General features: G+C 36.6%; 22 protein-coding genes, 1 tRNA gene and 1 pseudogene. 19 read left to right on the forward strand and 5 right to left on the reverse strand.

The features are described 5' to 3' along the window. Nucleotides 1-2: 2 nt before the first annotated feature. Nucleotides 3-728 carry a GntR family transcriptional regulator gene (locus tag LACWKB8_RS02585; RefSeq protein ID WP_038521614.1) on the forward strand — a complete coding sequence of 242 codons (726 nt, stop codon included), beginning with the start codon at nt 3-5 and terminating at the stop codon, nt 726-728. Between the two features lie 54 nt (nt 729-782). Here the strand turns inward: LACWKB8_RS02585 and LACWKB8_RS02590 are convergent, their stop codons facing one another. Both LACWKB8_RS02590 and LACWKB8_RS02595 read right to left on the reverse strand, forming a co-directional pair. Further along, the gene (locus LACWKB8_RS02590) at nt 783-1,151 is read right to left on the reverse strand and encodes a bacteriocin immunity protein (RefSeq protein WP_038521617.1); all 369 of its coding nucleotides are present in this window, start codon (nt 1,149-1,151) and stop codon (nt 783-785) included. A 4-nt stretch (nt 1,152-1,155) separates the two neighbouring features. Beyond that, nucleotides 1,156-1,920 (reverse strand): DeoR/GlpR family DNA-binding transcription regulator, encoded by a 765-nt coding sequence (locus LACWKB8_RS02595; protein WP_038521620.1) that lies wholly within the window; start codon nt 1,918-1,920, stop codon nt 1,156-1,158. 284 nt (nt 1,921-2,204) lie between these two features. Between LACWKB8_RS02595 and LACWKB8_RS02600 the strand changes: the two genes are divergently transcribed. Next, nucleotides 2,205-4,607, forward strand: a complete 2,403-nt coding sequence (locus LACWKB8_RS02600; protein WP_038521622.1) for a phosphoketolase family protein — start codon at nt 2,205-2,207, stop codon at nt 4,605-4,607. A gap of 246 nt (nt 4,608-4,853) precedes the next feature. Next, entirely contained in the window at nt 4,854-7,523 is a 2,670-nt protein-coding gene (locus LACWKB8_RS02605; protein ID WP_038521624.1) for a calcium-translocating P-type ATPase, PMCA-type, read from the forward strand. Between the two features lie 99 nt (nt 7,524-7,622). Here the strand turns inward: LACWKB8_RS02605 and LACWKB8_RS02610 are convergent, their stop codons facing one another. Then, nucleotides 7,623-8,072 carry a GAF domain-containing protein gene (locus tag LACWKB8_RS02610; protein ID WP_038521627.1) on the reverse strand — a complete coding sequence of 150 codons (450 nt, stop codon included), beginning with the start codon at nt 8,070-8,072 and terminating at the stop codon, nt 7,623-7,625. A gap of 333 nt (nt 8,073-8,405) precedes the next feature. Here LACWKB8_RS02610 and LACWKB8_RS02615 point away from each other — a divergent pair, with 333 nt between their 5' ends. The 7 genes and pseudogenes from LACWKB8_RS02615 to LACWKB8_RS02645 all read left to right on the forward strand — a co-directional run bounded on the left by LACWKB8_RS02615 (nt 8,406) and on the right by LACWKB8_RS02645 (nt 14,787). Beyond that, the gene (locus LACWKB8_RS02615; RefSeq protein WP_038521630.1) at nt 8,406-9,143 is read left to right on the forward strand and encodes an amino acid ABC transporter ATP-binding protein; all 738 of its coding nucleotides are present in this window, start codon (nt 8,406-8,408) and stop codon (nt 9,141-9,143) included. Between the two features lie 11 nt (nt 9,144-9,154). Beyond that, nucleotides 9,155-9,970, forward strand: a complete 816-nt coding sequence (locus tag LACWKB8_RS02620) for a glutamate ABC transporter substrate-binding protein (protein WP_038521633.1) — start codon at nt 9,155-9,157, stop codon at nt 9,968-9,970. Further along, a pseudogene (locus tag LACWKB8_RS02625) lies at nt 9,967-10,604 on the forward strand (amino acid ABC transporter permease). The gene LACWKB8_RS02620 and the pseudogene LACWKB8_RS02625 overlap by 4 nt, the downstream one beginning before the upstream one ends. A gap of 16 nt (nt 10,605-10,620) precedes the next feature. Next, on the forward strand, nt 10,621-11,274 hold the full coding sequence (locus LACWKB8_RS02630) for an amino acid ABC transporter permease (protein ID WP_038521635.1): 654 nt from the start codon (nt 10,621-10,623) through the stop codon (nt 11,272-11,274). A gap of 169 nt (nt 11,275-11,443) precedes the next feature. Continuing rightward, the gene (locus LACWKB8_RS02635) at nt 11,444-11,983 is read left to right on the forward strand and encodes a ClbS/DfsB family four-helix bundle protein (RefSeq protein ID WP_038524928.1); all 540 of its coding nucleotides are present in this window, start codon (nt 11,444-11,446) and stop codon (nt 11,981-11,983) included. 133 nt (nt 11,984-12,116) lie between these two features. After that, nucleotides 12,117-12,551 carry a MarR family winged helix-turn-helix transcriptional regulator gene (locus LACWKB8_RS02640; RefSeq protein ID WP_242491934.1) on the forward strand — a complete coding sequence of 145 codons (435 nt, stop codon included), beginning with the start codon at nt 12,117-12,119 and terminating at the stop codon, nt 12,549-12,551. Next, nucleotides 12,541-14,787 carry an ATP-binding cassette domain-containing protein gene (locus LACWKB8_RS02645; RefSeq protein ID WP_038521637.1) on the forward strand — a complete coding sequence of 749 codons (2,247 nt, stop codon included), beginning with the start codon at nt 12,541-12,543 and terminating at the stop codon, nt 14,785-14,787. Before LACWKB8_RS02640 ends, LACWKB8_RS02645 begins: the two co-directional genes overlap by 11 nt. A gap of 177 nt (nt 14,788-14,964) precedes the next feature. Here the strand turns inward: LACWKB8_RS02645 and LACWKB8_RS08975 are convergent, their stop codons facing one another. Then, complete coding sequence (locus LACWKB8_RS08975; protein WP_052059638.1) at nt 14,965-15,705, reverse strand: CPBP family intramembrane glutamic endopeptidase; 741 nt, start codon at nt 15,703-15,705, stop codon at nt 14,965-14,967. Between the two features lie 294 nt (nt 15,706-15,999). On the opposite strand from LACWKB8_RS08975, the gene LACWKB8_RS02655 reads away from it, so the two are divergent. Beyond that, nucleotides 16,000-16,848 (forward strand): aldo/keto reductase, encoded by an 849-nt coding sequence (locus LACWKB8_RS02655; protein ID WP_038521640.1) that lies wholly within the window; start codon nt 16,000-16,002, stop codon nt 16,846-16,848. 36 nt (nt 16,849-16,884) lie between these two features. Here LACWKB8_RS02655 and LACWKB8_RS08980 read toward each other — a convergent pair whose 3' ends face one another. After that, nucleotides 16,885-17,538: a CPBP family intramembrane glutamic endopeptidase gene (locus tag LACWKB8_RS08980; RefSeq protein WP_052059639.1), complete on the reverse strand. Its 654-nt coding sequence runs from the start codon at nt 17,536-17,538 to the stop codon at nt 16,885-16,887. A 210-nt stretch (nt 17,539-17,748) separates the two neighbouring features. On the opposite strand from LACWKB8_RS08980, the gene LACWKB8_RS02665 reads away from it, so the two are divergent. The 8 genes from LACWKB8_RS02665 (at nt 17,749) to LACWKB8_RS02700 (ending at nt 25,096) form a co-directional block, all read left to right on the forward strand. Beyond that, complete coding sequence (locus LACWKB8_RS02665) at nt 17,749-18,891, forward strand: CDP-glycerol--glycerophosphate glycerophosphotransferase (RefSeq protein WP_038521643.1); 1,143 nt, start codon at nt 17,749-17,751, stop codon at nt 18,889-18,891. Between the two features lie 10 nt (nt 18,892-18,901). Continuing rightward, entirely contained in the window at nt 18,902-20,332 is a 1,431-nt protein-coding gene (locus LACWKB8_RS02670; protein WP_038521644.1) for an oligosaccharide flippase family protein, read from the forward strand. Between the two features lie 2 nt (nt 20,333-20,334). After that, nucleotides 20,335-21,033, forward strand: a complete 699-nt coding sequence (locus LACWKB8_RS02675; protein WP_038521647.1) for a glycosyltransferase family 32 protein — start codon at nt 20,335-20,337, stop codon at nt 21,031-21,033. A gap of 1 nt (nt 21,034) precedes the next feature. Further along, on the forward strand, nt 21,035-21,508 hold the full coding sequence (locus LACWKB8_RS02680; RefSeq protein ID WP_038524935.1) for a SprT family protein: 474 nt from the start codon (nt 21,035-21,037) through the stop codon (nt 21,506-21,508). 98 nt (nt 21,509-21,606) lie between these two features. Beyond that, entirely contained in the window at nt 21,607-22,290 is a 684-nt protein-coding gene (locus tag LACWKB8_RS02685) for a MarR family winged helix-turn-helix transcriptional regulator (protein ID WP_038521650.1), read from the forward strand. 82 nt (nt 22,291-22,372) lie between these two features. Next, complete coding sequence (locus tag LACWKB8_RS02690; RefSeq protein ID WP_038521653.1) at nt 22,373-24,124, forward strand: ABC transporter ATP-binding protein; 1,752 nt, start codon at nt 22,373-22,375, stop codon at nt 24,122-24,124. 73 nt (nt 24,125-24,197) lie between these two features. After that, nucleotides 24,198-24,283, forward strand: a tRNA-Leu gene (locus tag LACWKB8_RS02695). 165 nt (nt 24,284-24,448) lie between these two features. Then, entirely contained in the window at nt 24,449-25,096 is a 648-nt protein-coding gene (locus tag LACWKB8_RS02700; protein ID WP_038521656.1) for a glycoside hydrolase family 73 protein, read from the forward strand. The last annotated feature ends 75 nt before the right edge of the window (nt 25,097-25,171 follow it).

Below are 25,171 nucleotides of genomic sequence, written 5' to 3' on the forward strand. Positions count from 1 at the left end.
AAATGGCAGATTTTGTTTATCGCACAGTGATGCGTGATATTAAACAAAAAATTTTAGATAATAAATATGAAGGCATGCGTCTTCCAGATGAACGGAGTCTTGCTGAGCATTATCAAGTTAGCCGCTCATCAATGAAAAGAGCAATGGAACTTCTGTCTCAACAGGGAATTGTTTTTAAAAAACGTGGTAGTGGCACTTTCATCAACCCCTTGTATTTAAAAAATCAATCTTTGTTTCGTTATGAAGGCTCAAACTTAGGTTTGACTGATAGTCTTAAGGTTCCGGGCAAAAAGCAGGGTATCAAGCTGCTTGATTTTAATGTCATTAAAGCTCCATCAAGTATTGCGCAAGATTTATTTCTTAAAGAAAATGATTTTGTTTATGAATTCAAAAGACTGCGTTTTTTAGATCAACAACCTTTTTTAATTGAAACTGGTTATTTGCCTATTAAAATTGTTCCTGAACTAAAACCGGAGCACTTGCAAAAGTCACTCTTTAATTACTTAGAGGATTCGCAAAATAAGGTTGTAACCAAAGCCTTTCTCAATATTACGGTGGAGCCGTCAAATGATGAGGATCAGAGTCGACTTAAATTAGGGGCAAACGAGCCAGTGGGCGTAATGGAAGGTATTTTCTTTTTGGATGATGGTACGCCTTTTGAAGTATCGACAATGCGCATTCACTATCAATACATGCGATTTAATACCTTTGTTAATTTAAATAAATAAAAAAAGCAGGCTTTTGCCTGCTTTTTTTGGATACATTCTATAAAAAGAAAAAATTTAATATGTACGAAATTGCTGCATGTCTGTAATAGGCCCAGAATAGACGAAATTCAGATTGATATGTTTAGTCTTATCACTGATATCATTCAATAGTTTTTGTTGAAAGAAAGTTAGATGTAAATGCTGCAATACAGCCCGTGACTGAATATACATGACTAATTTACCGGCATAAGCCAGTGGATGATCGTGACTATCAAATTTACGCATCACGAGTCCTATGGCATCACGAATCTGCTTGTATTTGGTAATATTTAATTCATTATAAATATTATCAAAGAAACTATTATAAAACAGATCTAAGTCCTGATACACATCTGGGACCAATTTGTCATTCTTATTTGAACGATTACTAAAAAGTTTACGCATGACCTCACTTCCTTAAGACCGAAATAAATTGTGTATTCGGTGCAAAATTCTCTTTCATCTTTTGAGTCAATGGTTCATCACTAATGAAGACATCAATTTGACTTAAAGGTAGGGACATAAAAGGAGAAGTATTTTGACTATTGAATTTGTATTTTTCAGCTACGACGACGATTTGTTTAGCTCTTGAAGCTGCAACTCTGATTAACTCTGAATCGCTCATTCTAGTGAGGTAGATACCATCACTTTTAACATTCGAAGTGCCTATAAAAGCCGTGTTGAATGTCATACGTCTTAAAGTATCAAGTGAAGTGACAGAGTAGTTAAACCTGTGTTCTTTATCAATTTTTCCCCCTAGAAGTCGAACATTTGGTAATTTAGATTGCATTAATGCCAAAGAATTATCTATGGAATTAGTAACTATTTGCAAATCCATGCCGTTAATTAACTCACATAGCTTTTTCAAAATAGTAGAAGGTCCAATAAAGTCAAATTGATTGGGGTGAACAAATTTTTGAGCCATCCGTGCCATTTTGGTTTTAACTGGTGAATCAATAGAATTTCTAGTTAAAAAATTGGGTACATCATCTTGATCAACTGCGATTATGCCACCATGAACGCGAATGGCTTGCCCAGTTGAGGTTAAGCGTATGACATCTCTTCTTGCGGTATCAAACGACACGTTGAAATAATCTGCTAATTCTCGTGTAATCAAATGATGTTCTTTGTTAAGCAATCGCTTAATCTGTTGAATTCTTTCTTCCTGAGTCATCTTGCTTCTCCTGCTAACAATCTAACATTATTATTTCTTTTATTTAATTATAATTCAGTATTACAATCATAAATTTCAGTATTTATCAGTATTTGAACATAAAAATGCTGAACAGTAAACTGCAAATGCCTTTTTATAAGGAATAAATTTTGGCTCATAATAAGTATTTGCTGATTTTTTAAATTGGAACGAACCAATTTGTAAAATGGTTGAACTAAGACGAAAACTTGCTATAATATGTTTAACAAGTGAATTTTAGCAAACAGTAAAAAGGGAGAATTAAAATGGCAGTTGATTATGATTCAAAAGAATTCTTAAAAAGTGTTGATGCCCACTGGCGTGCCGCAAACTATTTATCTGTTGGTCAGCTTTTTTTAATGAGTAATCCATTATTAAAACATGATTTGCAGGCTAGTGAAGTTAAGCCTAAGCCAATTGGTCACTGGGGCACTATTTCACCACAAAACTTTATTTATGCCCATTTAAACAGAGTTATCAAAAAATATGGTCTAAACATGTTCTATATTGAAGGTTCCGGTCACGGCGGCCAAGTGATGGTTTCTAATTCCTATCTTGATGGCTCATATAGTGAACTTTATCCTGAAATTCAACAAGATGAAAAAGGCATGGCTAAACTCTTTAAACGTTTTAGTTTTCCAGGTGGTTCTGCTTCACATGCCGCACCTGAAACTCCTGGTTCCATGCACGAAGGTGGAGAATTAGGCTATTCTCTTTCTCATGGTACAGGTGCAATTTTGGATAATCCTGATGTGATCGCCGCAGTTGAAATTGGTGATGGTGAGGCTGAAACAGGTCCACTTGCAGCCAGCTGGTTTAGTGACAAATTTATTAACCCGATCAAAGACGGAGCAGTTTTGCCAATCTTGCAAATTAATGGTTTCAAGATTTCAAATCCGACGATCGTTTCCAGAATGTCTGATGAAGAACTGACCAAATACTTTGAGGGTATGGGTTGGCATCCTTATATTATTTCCGCTTATAACGGTGGCGAATTTGACGGCTATAAAGACCACATGCAAATTCATGAGGAAATGGCCAAATTAATGGATACTGTAATTGAAGAAATTAAGGCTATTCAAAAGAATGCTCGTGAAAATAATGATGAGACTTTGCCGCATTGGCCAATGATTATCTTCCGGGTACCTAAGGGCTGGACAGGTCCAAAGAAGGATCTTGACGGCAACCCTATTGAAAATTCATTTAGAGCCCACCAAATTCCAATTCCAGTTGCTCAAGATGATATGGAACATAAAGACATGCTGATTGATTGGCTTAAGAGTTACAAGCCAGAAGAATTGTTTGATGAAAATGGCGTTCCAACTAAATTGGTAACAGCAGATAACGTTACTGGTGACAGCAGAATGGCTATGAATCCAATTACTAACGCTGGTGGAGATAAAGCTCAACGACTTAGCTTGCCAGACTACCGTAAGTATGCGCTGAAGTTCGACCAACCGGGTTCAATTGAAGCTGAGGACATGACTGAATGGGCTAAGTATTTAAATGAAATTGCTGAACTTAACCCCACTACTTTCCGAGGCTTTGGACCAGATGAAACTAAGTCTAATCGCTTATTTAAATTTATTGATGAACAAAAACGGCAATGGGAAAGTTCCGTTCATACACCTAATGATGAAAACTTGGCACCAAGTGGTCGTTTAATTGATTCTCAATTATCAGAACACCAAGCTGAAGGTTGGCTTGAGGGTTACGTTTTATCAGGTCGTCATGGCTTCTTTGCTACTTATGAATCATTTGGTCGGGTGGTTGACTCAATGCTGACTCAGCACATGAAGTGGTTAAGAAAAGCTAAGGAGCAATACTGGCGCAAATATTATCCTTCACTAAACTTTATTGCAACTTCAACTGTGTTCCAACAAGACCATAATGGTTATACCCACCAAGACCCAGGTGTTTTAACTCACATGTATGAAAAGAATCGTCCCGATTTAGTTCATGAGTATTTGCCTGCTGATACCAACTCATTGCTGGCAGTTTCGCAAAAGGCTTTCACAGATCGCGAATGTATCAACATTCTGGTTACCTCTAAGCAAGAAAGACCACAATGGTTCTCAATTGATGAAGCAACTCGTATTGCAAATCACGGCTTATCTTACATTGATTGGGCATCAACTGATCAAAATGCCAAACCGGATGTTGTGTTTGCTTCAACTGAAACTGAGCCAACCATGGAATCGTTAGCAGCGATCGACATTCTGCACAAGAGTTTCCCTGATCTCAAAATTCGTTATATCAATGTCATTGATGTGATGAAGTTGATGAATACTGCAGACAATCCGGAAGCAATTTCAGATGAAGAATTTGAGCAATTGTTCCCAAGCGATGTGCCAGTGATTTTTGCATGGCATGGCTATAAAGCGATGATGCAGTCAATCTGGTTTGGCCGCAAACGCAGCAATGTTCATATTCATTGCTATGAGGAAGAAGGAGATATTACTACACCGTTTGACATGCGGGTGGTTAACGAACTTGACAGATTCCACTTGGCAAAAGATGCTATTTTAAGCGTTTCGCGGTATGCAGATAAGAGTGCAGGCTTTGTAGCAGAAATGGATAGATTACTTGCTAAACACAGCCAATACATTCGTGACAATGGTAAAGATATGCCTGAAGTTACTGAATGGAAATGGAAAGGTTTGAAATAATAATAAGTCAAACAAATAAAAACAGCTTTTCACAAGAAAGGCTGTTTTTTTAATTTAGCTAATTTTAATGATCTTATTCTTGTTAAAAATAAAAAATTTATTTATAATAGATATAATCATAAGGGAGTAACAGCAATTACTTGCGATAAGCCCAACACCCGAAGAAATACTTCTGGACTTATCTTAAATAGTGAGACTTGTGTGTATTGTACATATAAGTCTCTTTTTTGTTATTAGGAGGTAAAAATGCCCCAGAATTTTTACAATCAAAAAATTGATGATGTAGCTCAAGAGTTAGCCACATCAAAAAGTCAGGGTTTAAAAACAAGTCAAATTAGTGAATTGCGCACGAAATATGGCGCTAATAGTTTGGCAAGCAAAAAGAAAACCAGTATTTGGCAACGGTTTTTAGCACAATTTAAAGATTTCATGATTATCGTTTTGATTGTGGCTGCACTGCTGTCAGGCTTTGTCGCACAAGAATGGACAGATGCTGCTATTATCATGATCGTGGTCATTTTAAATGCCGTTTTAGGTGTTTTTCAAGAAACCCGTTCAGAAGAAGCTATTAATGCTTTAAAGAAAATGGCAACACCTAATGCTCATGTCCGCCGTGACGGTCAAATTATGGAGATCCCAAGCACAGAATTACTGCCTGGCGATGTTGTTTTGCTTGAAGCAGGAGATGTAGTACCGGCTGATTTAAGGTTAACGGTAACTAAGAGCCTTAAAATCGAAGAATCAGCTTTAACTGGTGAATCTGTTCCAGTTGACAAAGTTTCAACCACTATTGACGAAGAAAAAGTAGCATTAGCTGATCAAGATAATATGGCTTTTGCTAATACTAATGTCACTTATGGGCGCGGCGAAGGTATCGTTACTGAGATTGGGATGAACACCGAAGTCGGTAAAATTGCTACTATGCTTAATAATACTGACGAAACAGACACACCTTTAAAGCGTAACCTCAACCAATTGGGTAAGACACTTACTATTATGATTTTACTCATTTGCGCTGTGGTATTCGTGGTGGGCTTTTTTACTAAAAAGGGAACGGAGCCTACTAACAAGCTTGCAATTGATATGTTCTTAGTAGCGGTTTCACTTGCTGTTGCCGCGATTCCTGAGGGTTTGCCTGCCATTGTAACCATTATTTTAGCTTTGGGTACACAGGTAATGGCTAAGCACAATTCGATTGTACGTAAGCTGCCTGCCGTTGAAACCTTGGGAGCAACTGATATTATTTGTTCCGACAAAACCGGGACATTAACTCAAAATAAAATGACAGTGGAGCAGGTATATTACGACAATGAAGTCCATAAATCTGCTGCTGGCATCAGCCAGGATAATCATGCGCTAATGGCGATGGTTTTTGCTAATGATTCTAAATTGGATGATAATAATAAACTTTTGGGTGATCCAACTGAAACTGCTCTAATTCAGTATGCGCTTGATCAAAAAATTGATGTGCATAATTTAATTGCCAAGCATAAAAGGGTGCAAGAGGTACCATTTGATTCTGGGCGCAAGTTGATGAGTACCGTAAACGAAGATAATGGGCAATACTTCGTAGCTGTTAAAGGTGCTCCTGATCAGCTGCTTAAGCGGGTTACACGCATTGATCTTGACGGTAAAGTCACTGCAATCACCGAAAAACAAAAAGAAGAAATTATGCTTTCAAACCAAAACATGGCGCAAAATGCCTTACGTGTTCTAGGTTTGGCTTATAAACCTGTTAAGCAGCTATATGATGATCCTACTACTGCTACCGTCGAGCAGGATTTAATTTTTGCTGGTTTGGTAGGGATGATTGATCCTGAACGTCCAGAAGCCAAAAAGGCAATTGTGGAAGCTCATAATGCCGGTATTAGAACTGTTATGATTACAGGTGACTTTCAGGTCACTGCACAGGCAATTGCGGAAAGGCTGGGAATATTAAAGCCGGGACAAGATGAACGAGTAGTCACCGGTGCTCAACTTGATGAATTTAGCGATGAGTATTTAGAAAAACATGTGGCTGACTTTGATGTTTATGCCAGGGTTTCACCTGAGCACAAAGTCCGCATTGTCAAGGCTTGGCAGTCTCAAGGCAAAATTGTGGCTATGACAGGTGACGGAGTTAATGATGCACCTAGTTTAAAGCAAGCTGATATTGGAATTGGCATGGGTATTACCGGTACTGAAGTATCAAAGGGTGCCAGCGATATGGTTTTAGCAGATGATAACTTTGCTACTATTGTTGAAGCCGTCAAGCAAGGACGTAAAGTCTTTAGCAATATTCAAAAAGCTATTCTTTACCTAATGAGCTGTAACGTCGGTGAAGTTTTAACAGTATTTATGATGACTATGTTAGGCTGGGATATTTTAGCTCCCGTACAGTTATTATGGATTAATTTAGTAACTGATACTTTGCCTGCTATTGCCTTAGGTCTTGAACCTGTAGAAAAGGGCATCATGAAACGGGCACCGCGTGGTAAAAAATCTAACTTCTTTAGCGGTGGTGTTGCCAGTTCAATTATTTATCAAGGAATTTTAGAAGGGGCCATTGTTTTAACTACTTACCAGTTGGGCTTGAATTTTGGTCCTCACATGGGTAATGCCAATTTACAACATGCTGATGCTTTGACAATGGCCTTTCTCACTTTGGGGTTAATACAACTGTTTCACGCCTTTAATTCTAAATACATTCACCAATCAATCTTTTCCGAGAGAACTTTTGCTAATAAATGGTTTAACTGGGCAATACTGATTTCTGCTATTGTCATGGCAGCTGTTGAATTGCCATTCATGACTAAGTTCTTTGATGTGACTGAATTAAATTCCACTCAGTGGTTGATAGTTTTAGGTGCTGGAATTTGCATGATTTTGATAGTTGAAATCGTTAAGTTATGTCAACGTTTAGCTGGTAAAAAGTAGTGCCGCTAAAATTTAATATCTTATAAAAAAAGATGATAAATTTAGGTTTGATTAACCAAATTTGTCATCTTTTTTGTGTATATTTTGAAAGAGAGTTGCTTAGTTTAAAATAAGAGCAGCAATTTGCGACAAATAATCCGCATCTACTTGATCAAATCTGCTAAAGCTGTTGCTATCAAGATCAAGCACTGCAATAAGACTATTGTTTTTTAAAATAGGAAGCACAATTTCAGAATTTGTATTCGCATCGCAGGCGATATGACCAGAGAATTGGTGGACATCAGGCACAATTTGAGTTTTACGAGTTTTTGCTGCTACCCCGCAAACCCCTTTTCCGAGTGCAATGTGCATGCAGGCAACGGGGCCTTGAAAAGGTCCTAAAATTAGCTCTTGCTTTTGATAACGATAAAACCCGACATAGCTGACGTCTTTTAAGCCGTTATAAAGCAAAGCGCTGATGTTACTCATATTGGCAATTAAGTCGTGTTCATTTTGCAGCAGGCTTTGAGCTTGTTTATAAAGTAGTTGATAATTTTCACTTTTTTTCATAAAAATCTCCTTTCTAAAAAGTGTAATCCAGCGCGTTTGAATTTAAAAGTGGTAATATGCAAATAGAACTAGCTTATTTACCAGATAATTTTAATTATTGCCGGTGATTTTTACCTGTTAAATATTATTAATGAACATAAAAAGTTTTGTTAATCCTGTAAATTTGCTGATATAGCAAGGGAAAATTATCCTTAGAAATAATGTGAATTAAACATGTGCTTCTATAAATTTTTATTAAAAAACGTGTATAACTTTTAAAATTCTTAACTGGTATAGTAAAATGGTTTTTGTAACTTATTATTTCATGCATTGATTATGAAAGGGGCGATGACAATGTCGATGATTGAATTCCATAATGTGCAAAAATTTTATGGCCATTTTCATGCATTGCACGACATTAATTTAGAGATTGATCAAGGTGAGACGGTGGTCTTAATTGGACCATCTGGTTCTGGTAAGAGTACCCTGGTACGTACCGTAAACGGCCTTGAAACAATCCAGAAAGGTAAGTTAATAGTTAACGGTCACGATCTTTCAGATCCTAAGACCAATCTTAATATTTTACGTAGTGATGTTGGCATGGTTTTCCAGCACTTTAATTTATATAAAAATAAAGATGTGCTTGAAAATATCATGTTGGCGCCTAGAATAGTAAGTCATATTCCTGAAGATGAAAATAAAAAACAGGCTTTAGACTTGCTTGATATGGTTGGACTGCGGAAATGGGCACATAATATGCCGTCACAGATTTCCGGTGGTCAAAAGCAGCGTGTCGCGATAGCGCGGACCTTGGCAATGAAGCCAAAGCTTATTTTATATGATGAACCAACCTCTGCTCTTGACCCGGAAATGATTGATGACGTTTTACAAGTTATGAAACGAGTTACTAATGAAAGTGGAATGACTTCACTAATTGTTACTCACGAAATGGGCTTTGCCAAAGAAGTAGCTAATAGAGTTATCTTTATGGATCAAGGTCGGATTGTTGAGGATGACGATAGCGAGAGCTTCTTTAAACAGCCTAAGACGGAGCGGGCACAACAATTTTTGAGTAAAATCATTTCTCACTAAGGAGGCCAATCATGAAAAAGAAATTTTGGCTACTTCCTTTATTAGCATGTATTTTAATGTTAACCGGCTGTGGTAAAAGCCTTAATGATCAATCCGTTTTAAAAAACGCTAAGCAATCTAATACTATTGTTTGGGGCGTTAAAGGTGACGTTAAGCTCTTTGGCTTAATTGATGTTAAAGACGGTCAGCAAAAAGGCTTTGATGTTGATATGGCTAAACATATTACCAAACATATTTTGGGACCTAATGGCAAGGCAGAGTTTGTTACTACCACCTCTCAATCCAGAATCCCACTGTTAAAAAATGGTAATGTCGACGCTGTAATTGCTACTATGTCAATTACACCAGAACGTAAAAAGATTATTTCTTTTTCAAAATCATACTTTGATGCCGGTCAATCTCTGTTAGTTCCTAAAAACTCTCCAATTAAGAGTACCAAGGATCTAAATGGTAAGACAGTTATTGGTGTTGTGGGTGCCAACTCGGTTGCAAACATTAAAAAGGTAGCTCCTAAAGCGAAAGTGATTGAATTGCAGGATTACGCTCAAGCAATGAATGCACTGAAGTCACATCAAGGAGATGCTCTAACTACTGATAACGGAATTTTATTTGGTTTGGCGGTGCAAAATCCGGGCTACGAAGTTCGTGGCGGCACCTTTACTGTTGAACCATACGGTGTTGCGGTTAATAAGGGACAAACCTCATTTACTGATGCTGTAAACAAGGCAGTTCTTGAAATGCAGCATAACGGTGAATACAATCGCTTAATTAAAAAGTGGTTTGGCGATGTTCCAGGATTTAAGTATAAGGAGCTGTATCGCCGATGATTAATATTTTTTCAAAATTCAGCACCCAGCTGTTTATTGGCTTGGGTTGGACAGTATTATCCAGTGTAATTGCTCTATTTTTCAGTTTAATTATTGGAACAATTTTTGCAATTATGGAAGTTGTTCCAAGTAAAGTAATGCGTGTAATTGGACATGCTTATGTAGAAATTATGCGTAACATTCCTTTGCTTGTAATTACTATGTTTTTCTATTTAGTAATTCCTATGTATGTGGTCAAAATAAATGGCTTTACTGCGGGAACTATTGGCTTAACACTTTCACTTCCGCTTTTATTGCAGAAACAATTCGTTCAGGTATTCAATCTGTTTCTGGCGGCCAAATGGAGGGTGCGCGGTCAACTGGCATGACTTATTGGCAGGCAATGCGTTACATTATTTTGCCTCAGGCATTTAAAATAGTCATTCCACCATTAGGTAACCAATTTGTTAACTTAGTTAAAAATTCATCGGTTTTAGCCTTCGTGGCAGGATTCGATTTAATGTATCAGGCAAACTCAATTGCATCTACTACCTTTGATACCATTAACAGTTATTTGGTTGTAGGGGTTTTATACTTGATAGTAACATTGCCGCTTAGCTATTATATGCGACACTTAGAAAAGAAATTAGGTTAAAAGGAGGTACTAGAAAATGCAAAATTGGATTAATGCCTTTTCATGGCTTAATGTGCGCTTTTTGTTAATGGGCCTCTGGGTAACTATTTACATATCTGTAATTTCAGTTGTTTTAAGTTTTATTATTGGTTCAATTTTAGGAATAATCAGATACTCTAAAATTAAGTATCTTTCAGCTTTTGTAGGTTTTATTATTGATATTATTCGAAATATTCCTTTGCTGTTGATTATCTTCTTTACTTATTTTGGCTTACCGAACTTTGGTTTAAGACCAGAGACAATCCCTGCGGCAATAATTGCGATGACGGTATTTGAATCTTGTATGATTGCTGAAATTGTGCGTTCAGGTATTCAATCAGTTTCCATCGGGCAAATGGAAGGTGCACGGTCAACTGGCATGTCTTTTGTTCAAGCACTCTGGCATGTGGTTCTACCTCAAGCATATAAAAACATGATTCCGACAATTATCAGTCAGTTTGTTTCTCTGATTAAGGATACTTCACTTGCGACGATCATTGTGGTGCCGGAAATGATGCAACATGCGCAGGTGATTTATGGGCAAAACGCAAACTACATCTTACCAATGTTTGCTGCTTTGGCAGTCCTGTATTTTGTTGTGTGCTTTACATTATCAATTATTGGTAGTGCTATTGGTAAGCATTTATCATAAATTAATAAGAATAAAATGCGTAATACTACGATTTAGTATTATGCTTTTTTTATTACCAAGTTGTCTGCGCATAATTAGTGTTAATTAATAAAATCTTTTCAAGAAACAAATACTCTATGCTAAAATGATAGCAGTTGAAAAAATTGGGATTTTAATAAAGGGTAAAAATATGCCACGACCAAAAACAAAAACAGAATTGATTGAAGCTAGTAATTCTTCATATCAAAAGATTGTTGATTTGATTGCTAATCTTCCTGAAGAAGCACGGTCTGAAAACTTTAACTTCGACACGAGCAAACTAAAAGAGGCTCACTGGAAGCGAGATCATAATGTGCGCGATGTATTGGTCCATTTATATGAATGGCAAAGGTTGCTGTTAAACTGGATTAAAAATAATCAATCTGGTAAAGAGCAAGATTTCTTGCCGGCAGGGTATAATTGGCGCAATTATGGTGAAATGAACCAGCAATTTTGGCAAAAACACCAAACTACTTCTTTGCCAGAGGCAGAAAAGTTATTAGCTCAAAGCCATAAAGAAACAATGAAATTGTTAGATACTTTTTCTGAAGAGCAACTTTTTCAAAAGAAAGTTTTTCCGTGGACTGGAAATAATGCTTTAGCTACTTACTTTATTGCGAACACTTCTAGTCATTATGACTGGGCGTTAAAGAAATTGCGTAAATTTCAGCGTTCATTAAAGAAAAAATAAGATCAAGCCGTTAGCACATGGTGCTAGCGGCTTTTTGATTTGGTGGCAATTTTATTTAAAAATAAGAATTTGACATTTGATTTCTTAATAGATATAATTTCTAAAAAGAAAATATTTATCAAAGGAAATTAAAATGACTAATACCGATTTATACCAGACTTTAATGAACTTACAGTGTGAGCTGGTGGCAGAGAGAAACCTAGTAAATCCAGGGCAAATAACTTGGTTGCAATATGATATTTTGAGTATCTTGCAAGAGCATGCTAGTAAACCGACTGCCTTAAGTAAAAGTCTAGGGATTACTCAAGCTAAATTATCTAAAAGTTTTACGCAGTTAAGAAAACTGGGATATATCAAGCAAACTCCTGATATACACGATCACAGAGTTGCTGTAACAGAAATTACTAGTAGTGGAAGAACATTTATGAATGATATTGCTCAAAAGCATCATGACCTCTACACTCAGGCTCAAAAAATTTGGTCTAAAAAAGAGCAAGAACAATTTATTTCTGCAGCTGATAAATTGATAACAGTTTTAAGGGAGGAACGGCTCAACAGTGAACAATAATCAGATACTTGTTAAAGGGGCCCGCACAAATAATTTGCAAAATATCTCTGTTGCCATTCCGAAAAATAAAATTACCGTTGTGACCGGTCTTTCTGGTGCCGGAAAATCTTCATTAATTTTGGCGACTATTGCTGCAGCAGCTCAAAGGCAGGTTAATAAAACCTATAGTGCTTACATACAGCAACTTTTACCTCATTTTAATGAACCTGATGTTGATAAAATCGAAAATTTACCATTTACTGTGGTAGTTGATCAAAAAGGTATTGGAAATAATAGTCGTTCAACTTTAGGGACATACTCAGATATTTATTCAGCTCTGAGACTGCTATTTTCTCGCTTAGCCAAACCTTTTATCGGATATTCGATGAATTATACTTTTAATAACCCATTGGGCATGTGTGTAAATTGCCAAGGCTTGGGTGAAGTTAGGAAAATTATCCCAGAAAATTTGTTGGATATGAGCAAATCACTTAATGAAGGCGCAATAGAATTTCCCACTTTTCAACCTGGTGGCTGGCGTCTATCACGGTATACCGAAGCAGGATTTTTTAATAATGATTTACCACTAAAAGACTGGTCAAAAGAAGATATTACCCTTTTATTGTATGGTGAAAAGCAAGTCCCACTTCATCCGAGTCCAAAATGGCATAAAAGCGCAAAATATATTGGTCTGGTTCCCAGAATCACGCAGACATTTCTAAACAAGAATGAAACGCAGTATCAAAAAGACTTAAATCGAGTAATTAGAATCATGGTTTGCCCGGTTTGTCATGGTCAAAGATTAAAGCCAAGGGTGCTTAACGCTAAAATTAATGATAAAAATATTGCTGAATGCAGTATGATGAGCTTAAGTGACCTATACAATTGGCTTGGTACTATCGAAAATGAAAAAACTGGGCTAATTATTCAAGAAATAAAAACTAAACTGAGTAATTTAATTAATGCTGGACTCGGGTATTTAACTTTAAATAGACCAACCGTTTCTTTATCAGGTGGAGAGGCTCAAAGAGTTAAACTTGCCAACTATCTAAATAGCAATTTGACCGATTTACTTTACATTTTCGATGAACCGAGTGTCGGTTTACATTCTTACGATCTTCAGAAAATTAATAATATTTTTAAGCAATTAAAGGACAAGGGCAATACGGTCATTATTGTTGATCATGATCCCGAAGTGATAGCAATTGCTGATAACATTATTAATTTGGGAGAGTTTGCCGGCAATAATGGCGGCTACGTGACGTTTACAGGAAATTTTAAAGCTTTAATGCAAAGTGATACTTTAACGGGGAAAAGCTTACGTAATCGCGGCGTCTTTAATAATAAAGCTAAACTATTTCATGATTTTTATCAGATAGATAATGCTTCGTTAAATAACTTGCAAAATATCCACACTAAATTTCCGCGACATTCTTTAACTGCAATTACCGGAGTAGCTGGGTCTGGTAAAAGCAGTTTGGTTAAAATAATTAAAAAACAGTATCCTCAAACTGCCATATTGGATCAAAGAGACATTCACGGCAGTAATGGATCAAACGTTTTGACTTATTTAAATGTTTTTGATCAATTGCGGCAATATTTTGCCCGTGCTACTAAGGAGCAGATAGGATTATTTTCTTTTAATAGTCAAGGTGCCTGTCCCGTATGCAAGGGTAAGGGCGTTATTAAACTGGATCTGGCTTATATTGGTGAATCTGTGACGGTTTGCGAGGCTTGTCACGGTCAGCGGTACGCAGAAAAAGTATTAAATATCAGGGTCAGCGGTTTGAACATTGCACAGGCAATGGCGTTAAGTCCGACAGAGTTTGCTACTAAATATCCTGTTCTTGAACCCGCAATGATTGCCTTAAAGCAAGTGGGTCTTAATTATATCAAGTTGAATCAATCTTTAGATACTTTTTCCGGTGGTGAACTGCAACGCCTCAAATTAGCCAAATTTCTTTTAAAACAAACGAGTAATATTTTAATTTTGGATGAGCCTACAAGTGGTTTACACGAATATAATATTCAAAATTTAATTGCTCTTTTGCAAAACCTAATTGCAGAATACGACTTAACGATAATTGTCATTGAACATAATTTACGGTTAATTGGTCAAGCCGATTGGCTTATTGATATTGGACCGTATGCGGGAAAAGAAGGAGGAAAAATATTGTTTGCAGGTCCACCGAGCCAATTAGTAAAAGAAAAAACTACATTGACAGCTGCGGCAATTAAAAAATACTATCAGATATAAGTTTAATTATTCCATTTTTCTTTGAACAAGTTTATTGCTTTGCGCATATCTGACAAAATTCAGATGCAAGTTGCTTTTAAAATATCAAGCTTACGGGGGCTAAGTTTTCTAAATAAAAAATCATAACTACCACTTTAATTAGCAGTTATGATATAAAGTAAAAACATATTTTAGTCGTTATTTTGTTACCAGTAACAACATTAAGAAAGCTAAAGTATCAAATAGGAAGTGAACTAAAAAGCTGACCCACATGTTGTTTGTTTTGATAAAAGCCCAGTTTAATACTAAACGTGTGAATGCTAACCCCAAGATAACATAGCCTAAATTATAATCATAAGTAGATAAGTGCAGTAATGAAAAAATTAAAGCCGAGGCGATATTGCCCCAGAGTAACGGATGAGGCCAGTGTATTGCACTAACTAATTGCGTGACTGCTAAAAGCGGCATGATTGCCAAGAATTCTTCGCCCATAATTTGAATTGCACTGCTAAAGCGTTGATAGATGAAGATTAGCCAAACATTGGGCGTGTTCATTGTCAGTCCGGCAGCAGCATTTCCTGATACCGAGCCAAATAGCTTTTGCGAAACCATTCCTGATAAAACAGAAACTATGTAAGCAAAAATAAAGAAAACTAATACCCAAAGCCATTCTTTAGCGTGAGGAACATGAAAGAGTTCATGCCATTTTCGTCCAGTAGCAATTTGTACACCGATAATTTGAATTAGTAAAAAGACAGTTACTACTAAAATTTGAAAACCGGCGGCTACTAAAGTAGGATGATTTTCATTAAAAACTAAAAACTCCGGTACTTGTATGCCAGGCATGATCAAGCAACAATAGGCTATTACATTTGCCAGTAGTATTATCAACCATTTTTGTCCAGATAATTTATCTGAATTTTTGAAATTATTTACCATTATAATTTACCTCTTTAAGTTTGATTTTATACTGATAATAAATAAAAAACAATTACTCCGCTTTCACATAAAAAGACATTATCAAGTAAGTAAAGTGGTTGTCACATTAAAAGAGAGTGGTATAGGCGTTATACGGGACATATTCGCGCATAAAGCAGGCGAGTGGTGTTACAATTGGTTCTAGCAGGTATAAATGTTTAGAATATGTTTTATTATAATGTAAATCATGTACCTACATATCATCAGTTATATATACACAAATAAAGTTGGGTGTTGTTCATAAGGAGGTTTCTTATGAAAAGTGTCACAATTAACGACCAGGTTCTGCCAGCACTAGGTATCGGCACTTGGGAAATGGGAGATGATCCAGAAGTACAAGATGAGGAGATAAAAGCTATCCGTGCTGGTCTTGATGCTGGATTAAAGGTAATTGATACCGCCGAAATGTATGGCAATGGGCGTTCTGAATTACTGGTAGGCAAGGCTATAAAAAACTATCAGCGCTCTGATATCTTCTTAATTTCTAAAGTGCTGCCACAGAATGCTTCTGCAAAGAGGATGCGTCAAAGTTTGACTGCAAGTTTGCAGAGACTTCAAACTGATTATCTGGATTTATATCTTTATCATTGGCGGGGCATGGTCCTTTTAACAGAAACCGTGGCAGAACTGCAGTCTTTACAAGATGAAGGTCTTATTCGCTCTTGGGGCGTATCAAACTTTGATATTGCTGATATGCAAGAATTATGGCAACTGCCACATGGTAAAAACTGCGCGGTTAATGAGGATCTTTATAATTTAGAAACCAGAGGAATTGAGTTTAGTTTGCTTCCATGGCAAAAAAAACACCATATTCCTCTCATAGCGTATAGTCCGCTAGGTCGTGGACCCAAGATGGGTAGCACCATGATGCAAAATCAGACAGTCTTAAAAGTTGCAGCTGAGCATCATGCCAGTGCATACCAGATTTTGTTAGCTTGGGTAATGCAACAGGACGAAACATTAGCCATTCCGAAAAGCAGTAGTTCAACTCACCTGTTATCAAATATGAAAGCTTTGGATATTGAATTGTCTGCTGCAGATTTACAGGAGTTAGAACATGCTTATCCTAAGCCGGATCATAAGGAACCATTAGCTATTTATTAAGAAAAAGACAGTGAATATTCACTGTCTTTTTTGTTTTTAAAAAATCGTCACGATTATGTCCCAAAGCATATGATAAATGATCGGAACCCAGATGTTTTTGCTTCTGATAAACAGCAGCCCGAATATCAAGCCCAAAATAAAAACACTGATAAAACCACCCGAGGTAAAATTAGCTACCAAAGTATGGGTCTGATACCAAATTGGCAAATGAATACACAAAAAGAGTAAATTGTTAACGATGAGAGCCAGCCATGTTGACATTTTCTTAAGCAGAGCATTTAAAAGCCAACCGCGAAACACTAATTCTTCAGTAATTCCAACCACTAAAAATTTATCAATGAAATCGCTGGCTCTAAAATTAGGATTAATTTTAAAACCGCCGTTTTCAAAGTAAAGTATAATAGCCAAATAGGTTACCATAATAAAGATACCAACTAAATATGGCCATAGCTTAAAACGATTTTTGAATAGTTGGGGATACCCGATTTTGAGTTGATGAGAATATTTTTTAATTAAAATAAATGCTGGGATACTCCAAGTAAGCAATTTGACTGCTGAACTTAGTAAAACCTGTGCTAAAGTGTTGCTGGTATAACTCCAATATGCGAGTTCTTCAATCGTCCACCAAATGTAAAAGATGACGAGATATATTACTATGACTTTGTTAGAAACGGAATTTTTGGTGTTCATTTTTTTCCTTTGTTTAATCACTATTTAACATTTCATATTCTAATAGTAAATAATACATTTGCAAACTGCTTTTTGTTACCAGAATGAACGTTTTTGAAGTTTTTATTGAGTGATAATCATTAAAAAACAGAAAAATAAAGCAAAAAAGCTTGAGTTCTCTCAGGCTTTTTCTGTACTCTTATAATGAATAAGAATTTGGGAAGTTAAATAATGAAAAATATTTTATTTCGGCTATATCTCAATTTAATGAGAATCGGAGCTAAACTTACAAGGATCAAGGAAAATAAGGTAGTAATTTTGAATGGTGCCGGACGTTCCGGCTCTAACGGCTATCTGTTTGCCAAATATTTAAGACAGCACCATCCGGAATATGATGTTGCTTTGGTGGAACCTTGGCCATCCTCACATTTACCACTTAAAACATGGAGACAAATTGGTGCAGCAAAATACATTTTTACGACACACCAACCGTTTAAAATTCACCGTAAGCAAATTAGCATCCAGTTTTGGCATGGTATTCCACTCAAGAGAATGGGCATAATGGCTAATAATACTGATTATAAAACTGATGAGCGTAATGCCAGGTTATGGCGGCGAAATGCCGATATGGTTTGTTCCAGTTCTGATTTTTATGAAACTCTGATGAGTGCGTGCACTGGTATTGAAACCAGTAAGTATCGCCAAGTTGGCTTTCCCCGTCTTGACGCCTTAACCAGACCGGCAGTAACGAAAAAAGAACTTTTACAGCAATTATTTGGCCAAGATGATGTTAAGGCACAGATTGGAATTTTCATGCCCACATTTCGCTATGAAATGGCGGATAAAGAAATTATGAATTGCATTAAGGACGGTAATTTTTTGGCATTACCCGATTTTGATGTGGAAAAGCTGAATGCCAGTTTAAAGGCCAAAAACCAATTTTTAATTGTTAAATTGCATCCCTACGAAATGCGATTATTCGAAAAGCAGCACAGTCATTTTTCAAATATTAGTTTTCTTAACAACGATTTTTTGTACCAGCATGACTATGATTTGTACGAATTGTTGGGCAGCACCGATTTTCTGATTACTGACTTTTCTTCAATTTATTTTGACTATCTCAATTTGGATAAGCCTATTATTTTTATAACCGCGTATCTTGAGCAATATGAAAAAACTCGGGGGCTGCTATTTGGACCATTTAAAGAGGTGGTTCCTGGTAAATGCGTTGATACGCAAACGCAATTATTAGAAGCAGTTGCTGCTCCAGACCATTACCAAGCTAAAAGACAATATTGGCGCAATTTAACCAATGAGGTGCAGTCCAATTCATATTGTGAGCAGGTTTTCACTTTAATGACAAAAAAATACTAGAGGGAGAATTGTGAAAAGAACTTTTTTAAATATTCTATATAATGCGGTCTACCAAATATTTCTAGTATTAGTACCTTTAATAACGGTTCCTTATCTTTCTAGAATTCTGGGTCCTAAAACTTACGGTATTTACAGCAATGTTAACAACATTGTGCAGTTTTTGATGATTTTTTGTACGCTTTCTGTCTCCTATATTGGTATGCGGACAATTTCTCAAATCAGGGCCTTTGGCAGTCAGCGGGATTTGACTAAGGCATTCTGGGGTCTATGGTATTTTCAAGCAATAGCCGGAGTTGTAACTATTGGTATTTTAATTGCTGTGACCAGCTTTTTTAAGATTAAGTACGGTCAATATTTATTGTTAATGGTGCCATATCTGATTTCAGCTCAAGTAGATATTTCCTGGTTTTTTCAGGGATTGGCAGATTTTGGCCGGGTAGTTTTGAAAAATACTGCTGTTAAGTTAGTATCAGTAGTCTTAATTTTACTATTAGTAAAAAATCCGGGTGACTTGTGGAAGTATATGTTGATTATGTCAGTTTCTACAATGCTAGGATCGTTTGTTTTTTGGTTTGACATTCACCGCTATGTTGGTGGACCCGTCAAGCATTTTTATCAATACCAGGCAACAATTGAGGCAATCATCACGCTGTTAATTCCACAAATTGCCACCCAAATTTATACTTCGCTTGATAAACCGATATTAGGGCTGTTTCAAAATTCGACCCAAGTTGCTTATTACGATAATTCGCAACGAATTTCCAATATGGTTTTAGGAATTGTTACCAGTATCTCTTTAGTCATCATGCCTAAAATGGCGGGTGAAGGTAAAAAAGAACAGAAAGTCATTTTAAAAAAGTCTTTGGAAGCGACCGTCATGCTGGGAACATTGTTTGCAGTCATCATAATGGCTAATACTAAAGAATTTGTGCCCTTCTTTTTTGGTCAGAAATTTATTCCCATGACGCCGTTGATGTTTTTCTTTGCGTTGACAATCATTATGATTCCTACAGGCGGGGTATTTGCCAATCAATTTGCACTTGCTAATCACCGAGATCGTGACTATGCTATTCCAGTGATAGTCGGCGCTGTGTTAGAAGTGGTATTGAGCTACTTTCTAGATCAGCTTTACGGTGCCACGGGGGCAATGATCGCGATCTTAATCACCGAGTTCATTGTATTAATCTTGCGTTTATGGATAGTTCGCGACGGCTATGATTTTAAATACTCTTTTCGTGAAATTCCTAAATATTTTATAATTGCCATTATTGTTTTAGCAGTCGGGCTCTTTTTACCACAAATGTTTGCTTCTGCTTTTCTTAATATGTTATTCAAGTCAATTATTATGTTTGTTTTGTACATTGCTTTGATGTTTTTGTTTAAACTTGATTTTAACCAAGACATAATATTGTTATTGAAAAAGTTTTTTACTCGAGGTTAGTTATGATTCCGAAAATAATTCATTATGTATGGGTAGGCGGCAATCCCAAACCCAAGAATATTCAGCGCTGTATGAAAACTTGGTCAAAACATTTGCAAGACTATCAGATTATTGAGTGGAATGAGCATAATTTTGACATTCACGAAAATAAATATGTTGAGCAGGCTTATCAAGCAAAAAAATGGGCGTTTGTTTCCGACTATATCAGGGCTAAGGCCGTTTACGAAATGGGCGGCATTTATATGGATACTGATGTCTTGGTGCTGGATGATTTGCATGATTTATTAAATAATAAGGCATTTGTTGGTTTTGAAAATAAAGAGAATCCTTTTACGGCAGTCTTTGGAGCTGAAAAGGGACATCCTCTCATTCAAGACATGCTTTCTTACTATGATGACCGCAACTTTACCTTTGATAGGCAAGACCAACTGGCAGGCGTTAATACGGTTTCTGTGTCTGATATTTTAAAAAATAAGTATGGTGCCCAACCAAATAACCAAGAGCAGGAGTTGCAAGCAGGAATCCATGTTTACCCTGATGGCGTTTTGTGCAATCCATCAGACCAGTCAAAAACTATTCACGTATTCACCGGCACTTGGATGGAAGGTGCTAAACCTTTAAAAAGAAAATTAGTTACGGCTTTAAAAGTAAGAATTAAGACTAAAAAAGAGGCAGCTCTTTATGCCAAACTTTTCAGATAATATGACTGCAGCAGAATTGCAAAATCTTGTGGAGCAAGTGTCTCTCAGGTATTTTGGCAGGCAGTTTAACCACCAAGTAAAAATTAATTACCGGATGACCACAACCGGTGGCCGCTATCATTTAGACGATCATCATATTGAGATTAACGCCCATTTTTTAGCACCGCAATATTTCCAGGAATTGATTGGCATTATTAAACACGAATTAACCCATTATCACTTGCATTTAAGTCATCAAGGCTACCGGCATCAAGATCAAGATTTTAAAACTTTGCTTAGTGCAGTAGGAGGCTCGCGCTATGCGCCAGATATTGGCTTAAAAAGGACTAGGAAAGCAAAATATTTATATATTTGCACCAAATGCGGCCAAGAGTTTTTACGTGTCCGGCGGCTTAACTTGAGGCGCTTTGCATGTGGCAGATGCGGCGGAAAATTAAAATTGTTGAAGCAGAATTTAGCCATTAATTTACACTAAAAATCTTTTGCTATAATTTGACTTTTTGTTAGGTACCAAACTATAATGAAATTATAAATATTAGGTACCTAACTTTTTTAATTTAAAGGAGATTAATTATGAGTGAATTAAGCGATGATTTAATGAGACAGCTTCATTACATAATGCGTGCCAGTCGTTATTATTTATATCAGAACAAGGGACCAATATCAGGGCAAAACCGGGTTTTAGCAGTCTTGAAACTTGAAGACGGCTTATCGCAAAATTACTTAGCGGAGATTCTGGCTCTTAAACCGGGTTCTCTTGCTGAATTATTGAAAAAAATGGAACTAAAAGGCGATATTACCCGTAAAACTGATGACCAAGATAAACGGGTAAAACGGGTTTATTTAACTGATTCTGGAAGAGAAAAGGCTAACAAATTAAAGCTGTGGGTAGATAAGCGGGATACTGAACCATTTTTTGCTGGTCTAACAGAGGAAGAACAGAAGCAACTAAGACAATTATTGGAAAAAATAAGCAATAATTGGGATGATGATTTCAAAGAAAAAATGGGGGAAATGATTGATCCGGCAGACTGCATGGCAAAGTTTAAGAAATGGTGTAAATATGCAGCAGATCATGATTGTTCTAAAGAGGAGCTACATAAAATGTGTAAACATATGCCAAAACACCATCATTGTCGCCCTGATTTTGATATGGATGATGATTGTGTGCGGAATTATTGTAAATTTCGTAAAATGCACAAATACAACCGCGACTTTTACCCTAAATGCTGGCATAATGAAAATGAAGATTTATAATTAGAAAATAAAATAAAAAGTTTTTCAATAGATAATTGAAAGACTTTTTATTTAGTCTAAATTCAGAAAGCCGGTATCCTAGATGGCATTCAAGTCACGTCAAGATAAAAAGCAAATGGTTAAACTTAGTGATTTTTTAGAACTCTTAAAAAGCTTAAACGTTAAAAAATCATTATTTGCACTCGGGTTAATACTTAGTTTAATTACCAGTGTTGCTAATTTGACTTTGCCTTTGCTAACTAAGGTGTTGGTCGATACAAGCAAATGGAATAATTTTAATTATTCAAGTTTAATAATTATTATCGTTGTTTTTGTTTTGCAGTTAATTCTGGGAACTCTGGGCGGCTATATTTTGCGTTATTTTGGCGAAAGCGTAGTTAAGAGTTTGCGTGAGCGCCTTTGGGAGCATTTGCTTAAACTGCCAGTGACTTATTTTGATGAAAATAAAGTCGGTGAAAGCAGTTCTCGCCTAGTCAATGATACGGGAATTATTAAAGACTTACTGGCCTCACAATTTCCCAATTTTATTACCGGTGCTATTCAGCTTTTATTTTCACTAATTATCTTGGTAGTCATGGATTGGCAAATGGCAACACTCATGTTTACGGTCGTGCCCGTTGTGGTAATCATTTTACTACCAGTGGGACGCATAATGGTGCGTTTAGGACGCAGGCTGCAATCAGCAACCGCCGAATTTAATGGCGCTGTCAGTGAAAAACTATCCGAAGTCCGTTTGATAAAATCCAGTAATGGTGAAGAATGCGAACAAGAAGCGGGCAATAAAATGATACAAAGAATCTTTGGCATCGGGGTGCTTGACGCGCGGGTCGAAGCTGTTTTGCAGCCAATTATCATGACCTTGATGATGGCTGCCTTCGCTGGTATTTTAGCTTTTGGCATTATCAGAGTGGGTCAAGGCTCATTAACAAGTGGTTCATTAGTGGCTTTTCTACTTTATTTATTTAATGTAATTGCACCGGTTGCCAATTTTGCGACTTTCTTTTCTCAAATTCAAAAGGCTTTGGGATCAACCGAACGTATTCAGGCAATTTTAAAGATTAAGCCTGAACAAAATTTGTCGCACCAAACTTGCGATTTAACTAATAAAACTCTCACCGCTCAAAAAGTTAGTTTTAGTTACAAAAAAGGTGAACCGGTTTTACAGTCAATTTCATTTACTGCTAAACCTAACTCGGTAATCGCTTTTGTAGGACCAAGTGGCGGCGGTAAATCTACTATTTTTTCTTTATTAGAGCGTTTCTACCAACCAGATGGCGGTCAATTTACTATTGCAGGTCAAAATATTCAGGATATTGATTTGGTTAACTGGCGTAACCAAATAGGGTATGTTTCACAAAACAGTGCAATATTTTCTGGAACAATCCGTGATAATTTGGTTTATGGGTTAAATCAAAAATTAACTGACGATGAGCTGTGGCATGGACTTGCTTTGGCTTATGCTGATCATTTTGTGCGGGCATTTCCTGACCAAATGGAAACTGAAATTGGCGAGCGAGGAATTAAACTATCAGGTGGACAAAAGCAGCGCTTAGCTATTGCCCGTGCCTTTTTAAGAAATCCTAAAATATTGATGCTGGATGAAGCTACTGCCAGCCTTGATTCAGAATCAGAGGGCAAAGTACAGCAGGCGCTTGACAAATTGATGGTCAACCGTACCACGTTGGTCATTGCTCACAGGCTCGCTACAATTGTTAATGCCGACCAAATTTATTTTGTTGAGCATGGCAGAATAACAGGTCACGGTACTCACCATGAATTGATGCAAAATCACAGCTTGTATGCCCGGTATGTCAATGAGCAAATGGTAAATTAAACCATTTTTAGCTAAAATGAGTAAGAAAAGTCTTGTGTTAAAGTTAATTTTGGGTTATAGTATTGAATGTGTTGCGGGCATGGCGGAATGGCAGACGCGCAAGACTAAGGATCTTGTGATCGTTTTTAGATCGTGGAAGTTCGAGTCTTCTTGCCCGCATAAAACTTATTGGAGCTGAAGCTCCTTTTTTTGTGCCCTAATTTAAAGAACCAAAGAAAATATAATTTTTACTATTTTTATTTTAAAAATTAATTACATTGCATAATTTACAGCCAATAGAGGTTATACTTAATTAAGAGAATTTTTTAAAGCAAGGGAAAATCTATGGCGAGAAAACGAAAAAGCAGAAAATTATCTAACACGGCGATCATTATCCGCACGTTTATTATTTTATTTGCACTTATTGTTGCGTTTGCAGCTTTTCGCTATTATCGTCGTCAGGCAATTCAGTCAGAGCAAATTAGACAAGAGCAGCTTGCTCGCGAAGAAGCCAGACAAAAAATAATCAGGCAACATAAAGCTTTTATTAGGGAGATTGGACCAATAGCCAAGGAAGTTGATAAGTCCTTTGATTTATTACCCAGCATTACAATAGCTCAAGCTTGTCTTGAAAGCGATTATGGCAAGAGTGACCTTTCGCAAAAATATAATAATTTATTTGGTGTCAAGGGCAATAATCCCAATACTTCGGCTGTCTTAAAAACTAAGGAATTTGAAAAGGGTAAGTGGATTATCGTTAAAGCCCGCTTTCAAATTTATGACTCTTATGAGGCTTCTATCAGGGCCCATGCGCGGCTGTTTCAAAAAGGAACCAGCTGGGATGCTAACCAATACAGCCATGTTTTAGCTGCCAAAAATTATCGGGCACAGGCACGCGCTTTGGTTAAAGATGGCTATGCCACTGACCCTAATTATGCTGATAAATTAATCAAATTAATTGAAGAATACAACCTTGACCGTTTTGACAAATAGAGTGCAATCAACTCCAAAGATGGTCATGATTTTTGGTACAATAGAATAGTTATAAATTTTCGGGGTGAAAGGATT

Source organism: Lactobacillus sp. wkB8 (genome assembly GCF_000761135.1).
Lineage (GTDB): Bacteria > Bacillota > Bacilli > Lactobacillales > Lactobacillaceae > Lactobacillus > Lactobacillus helsingborgensis.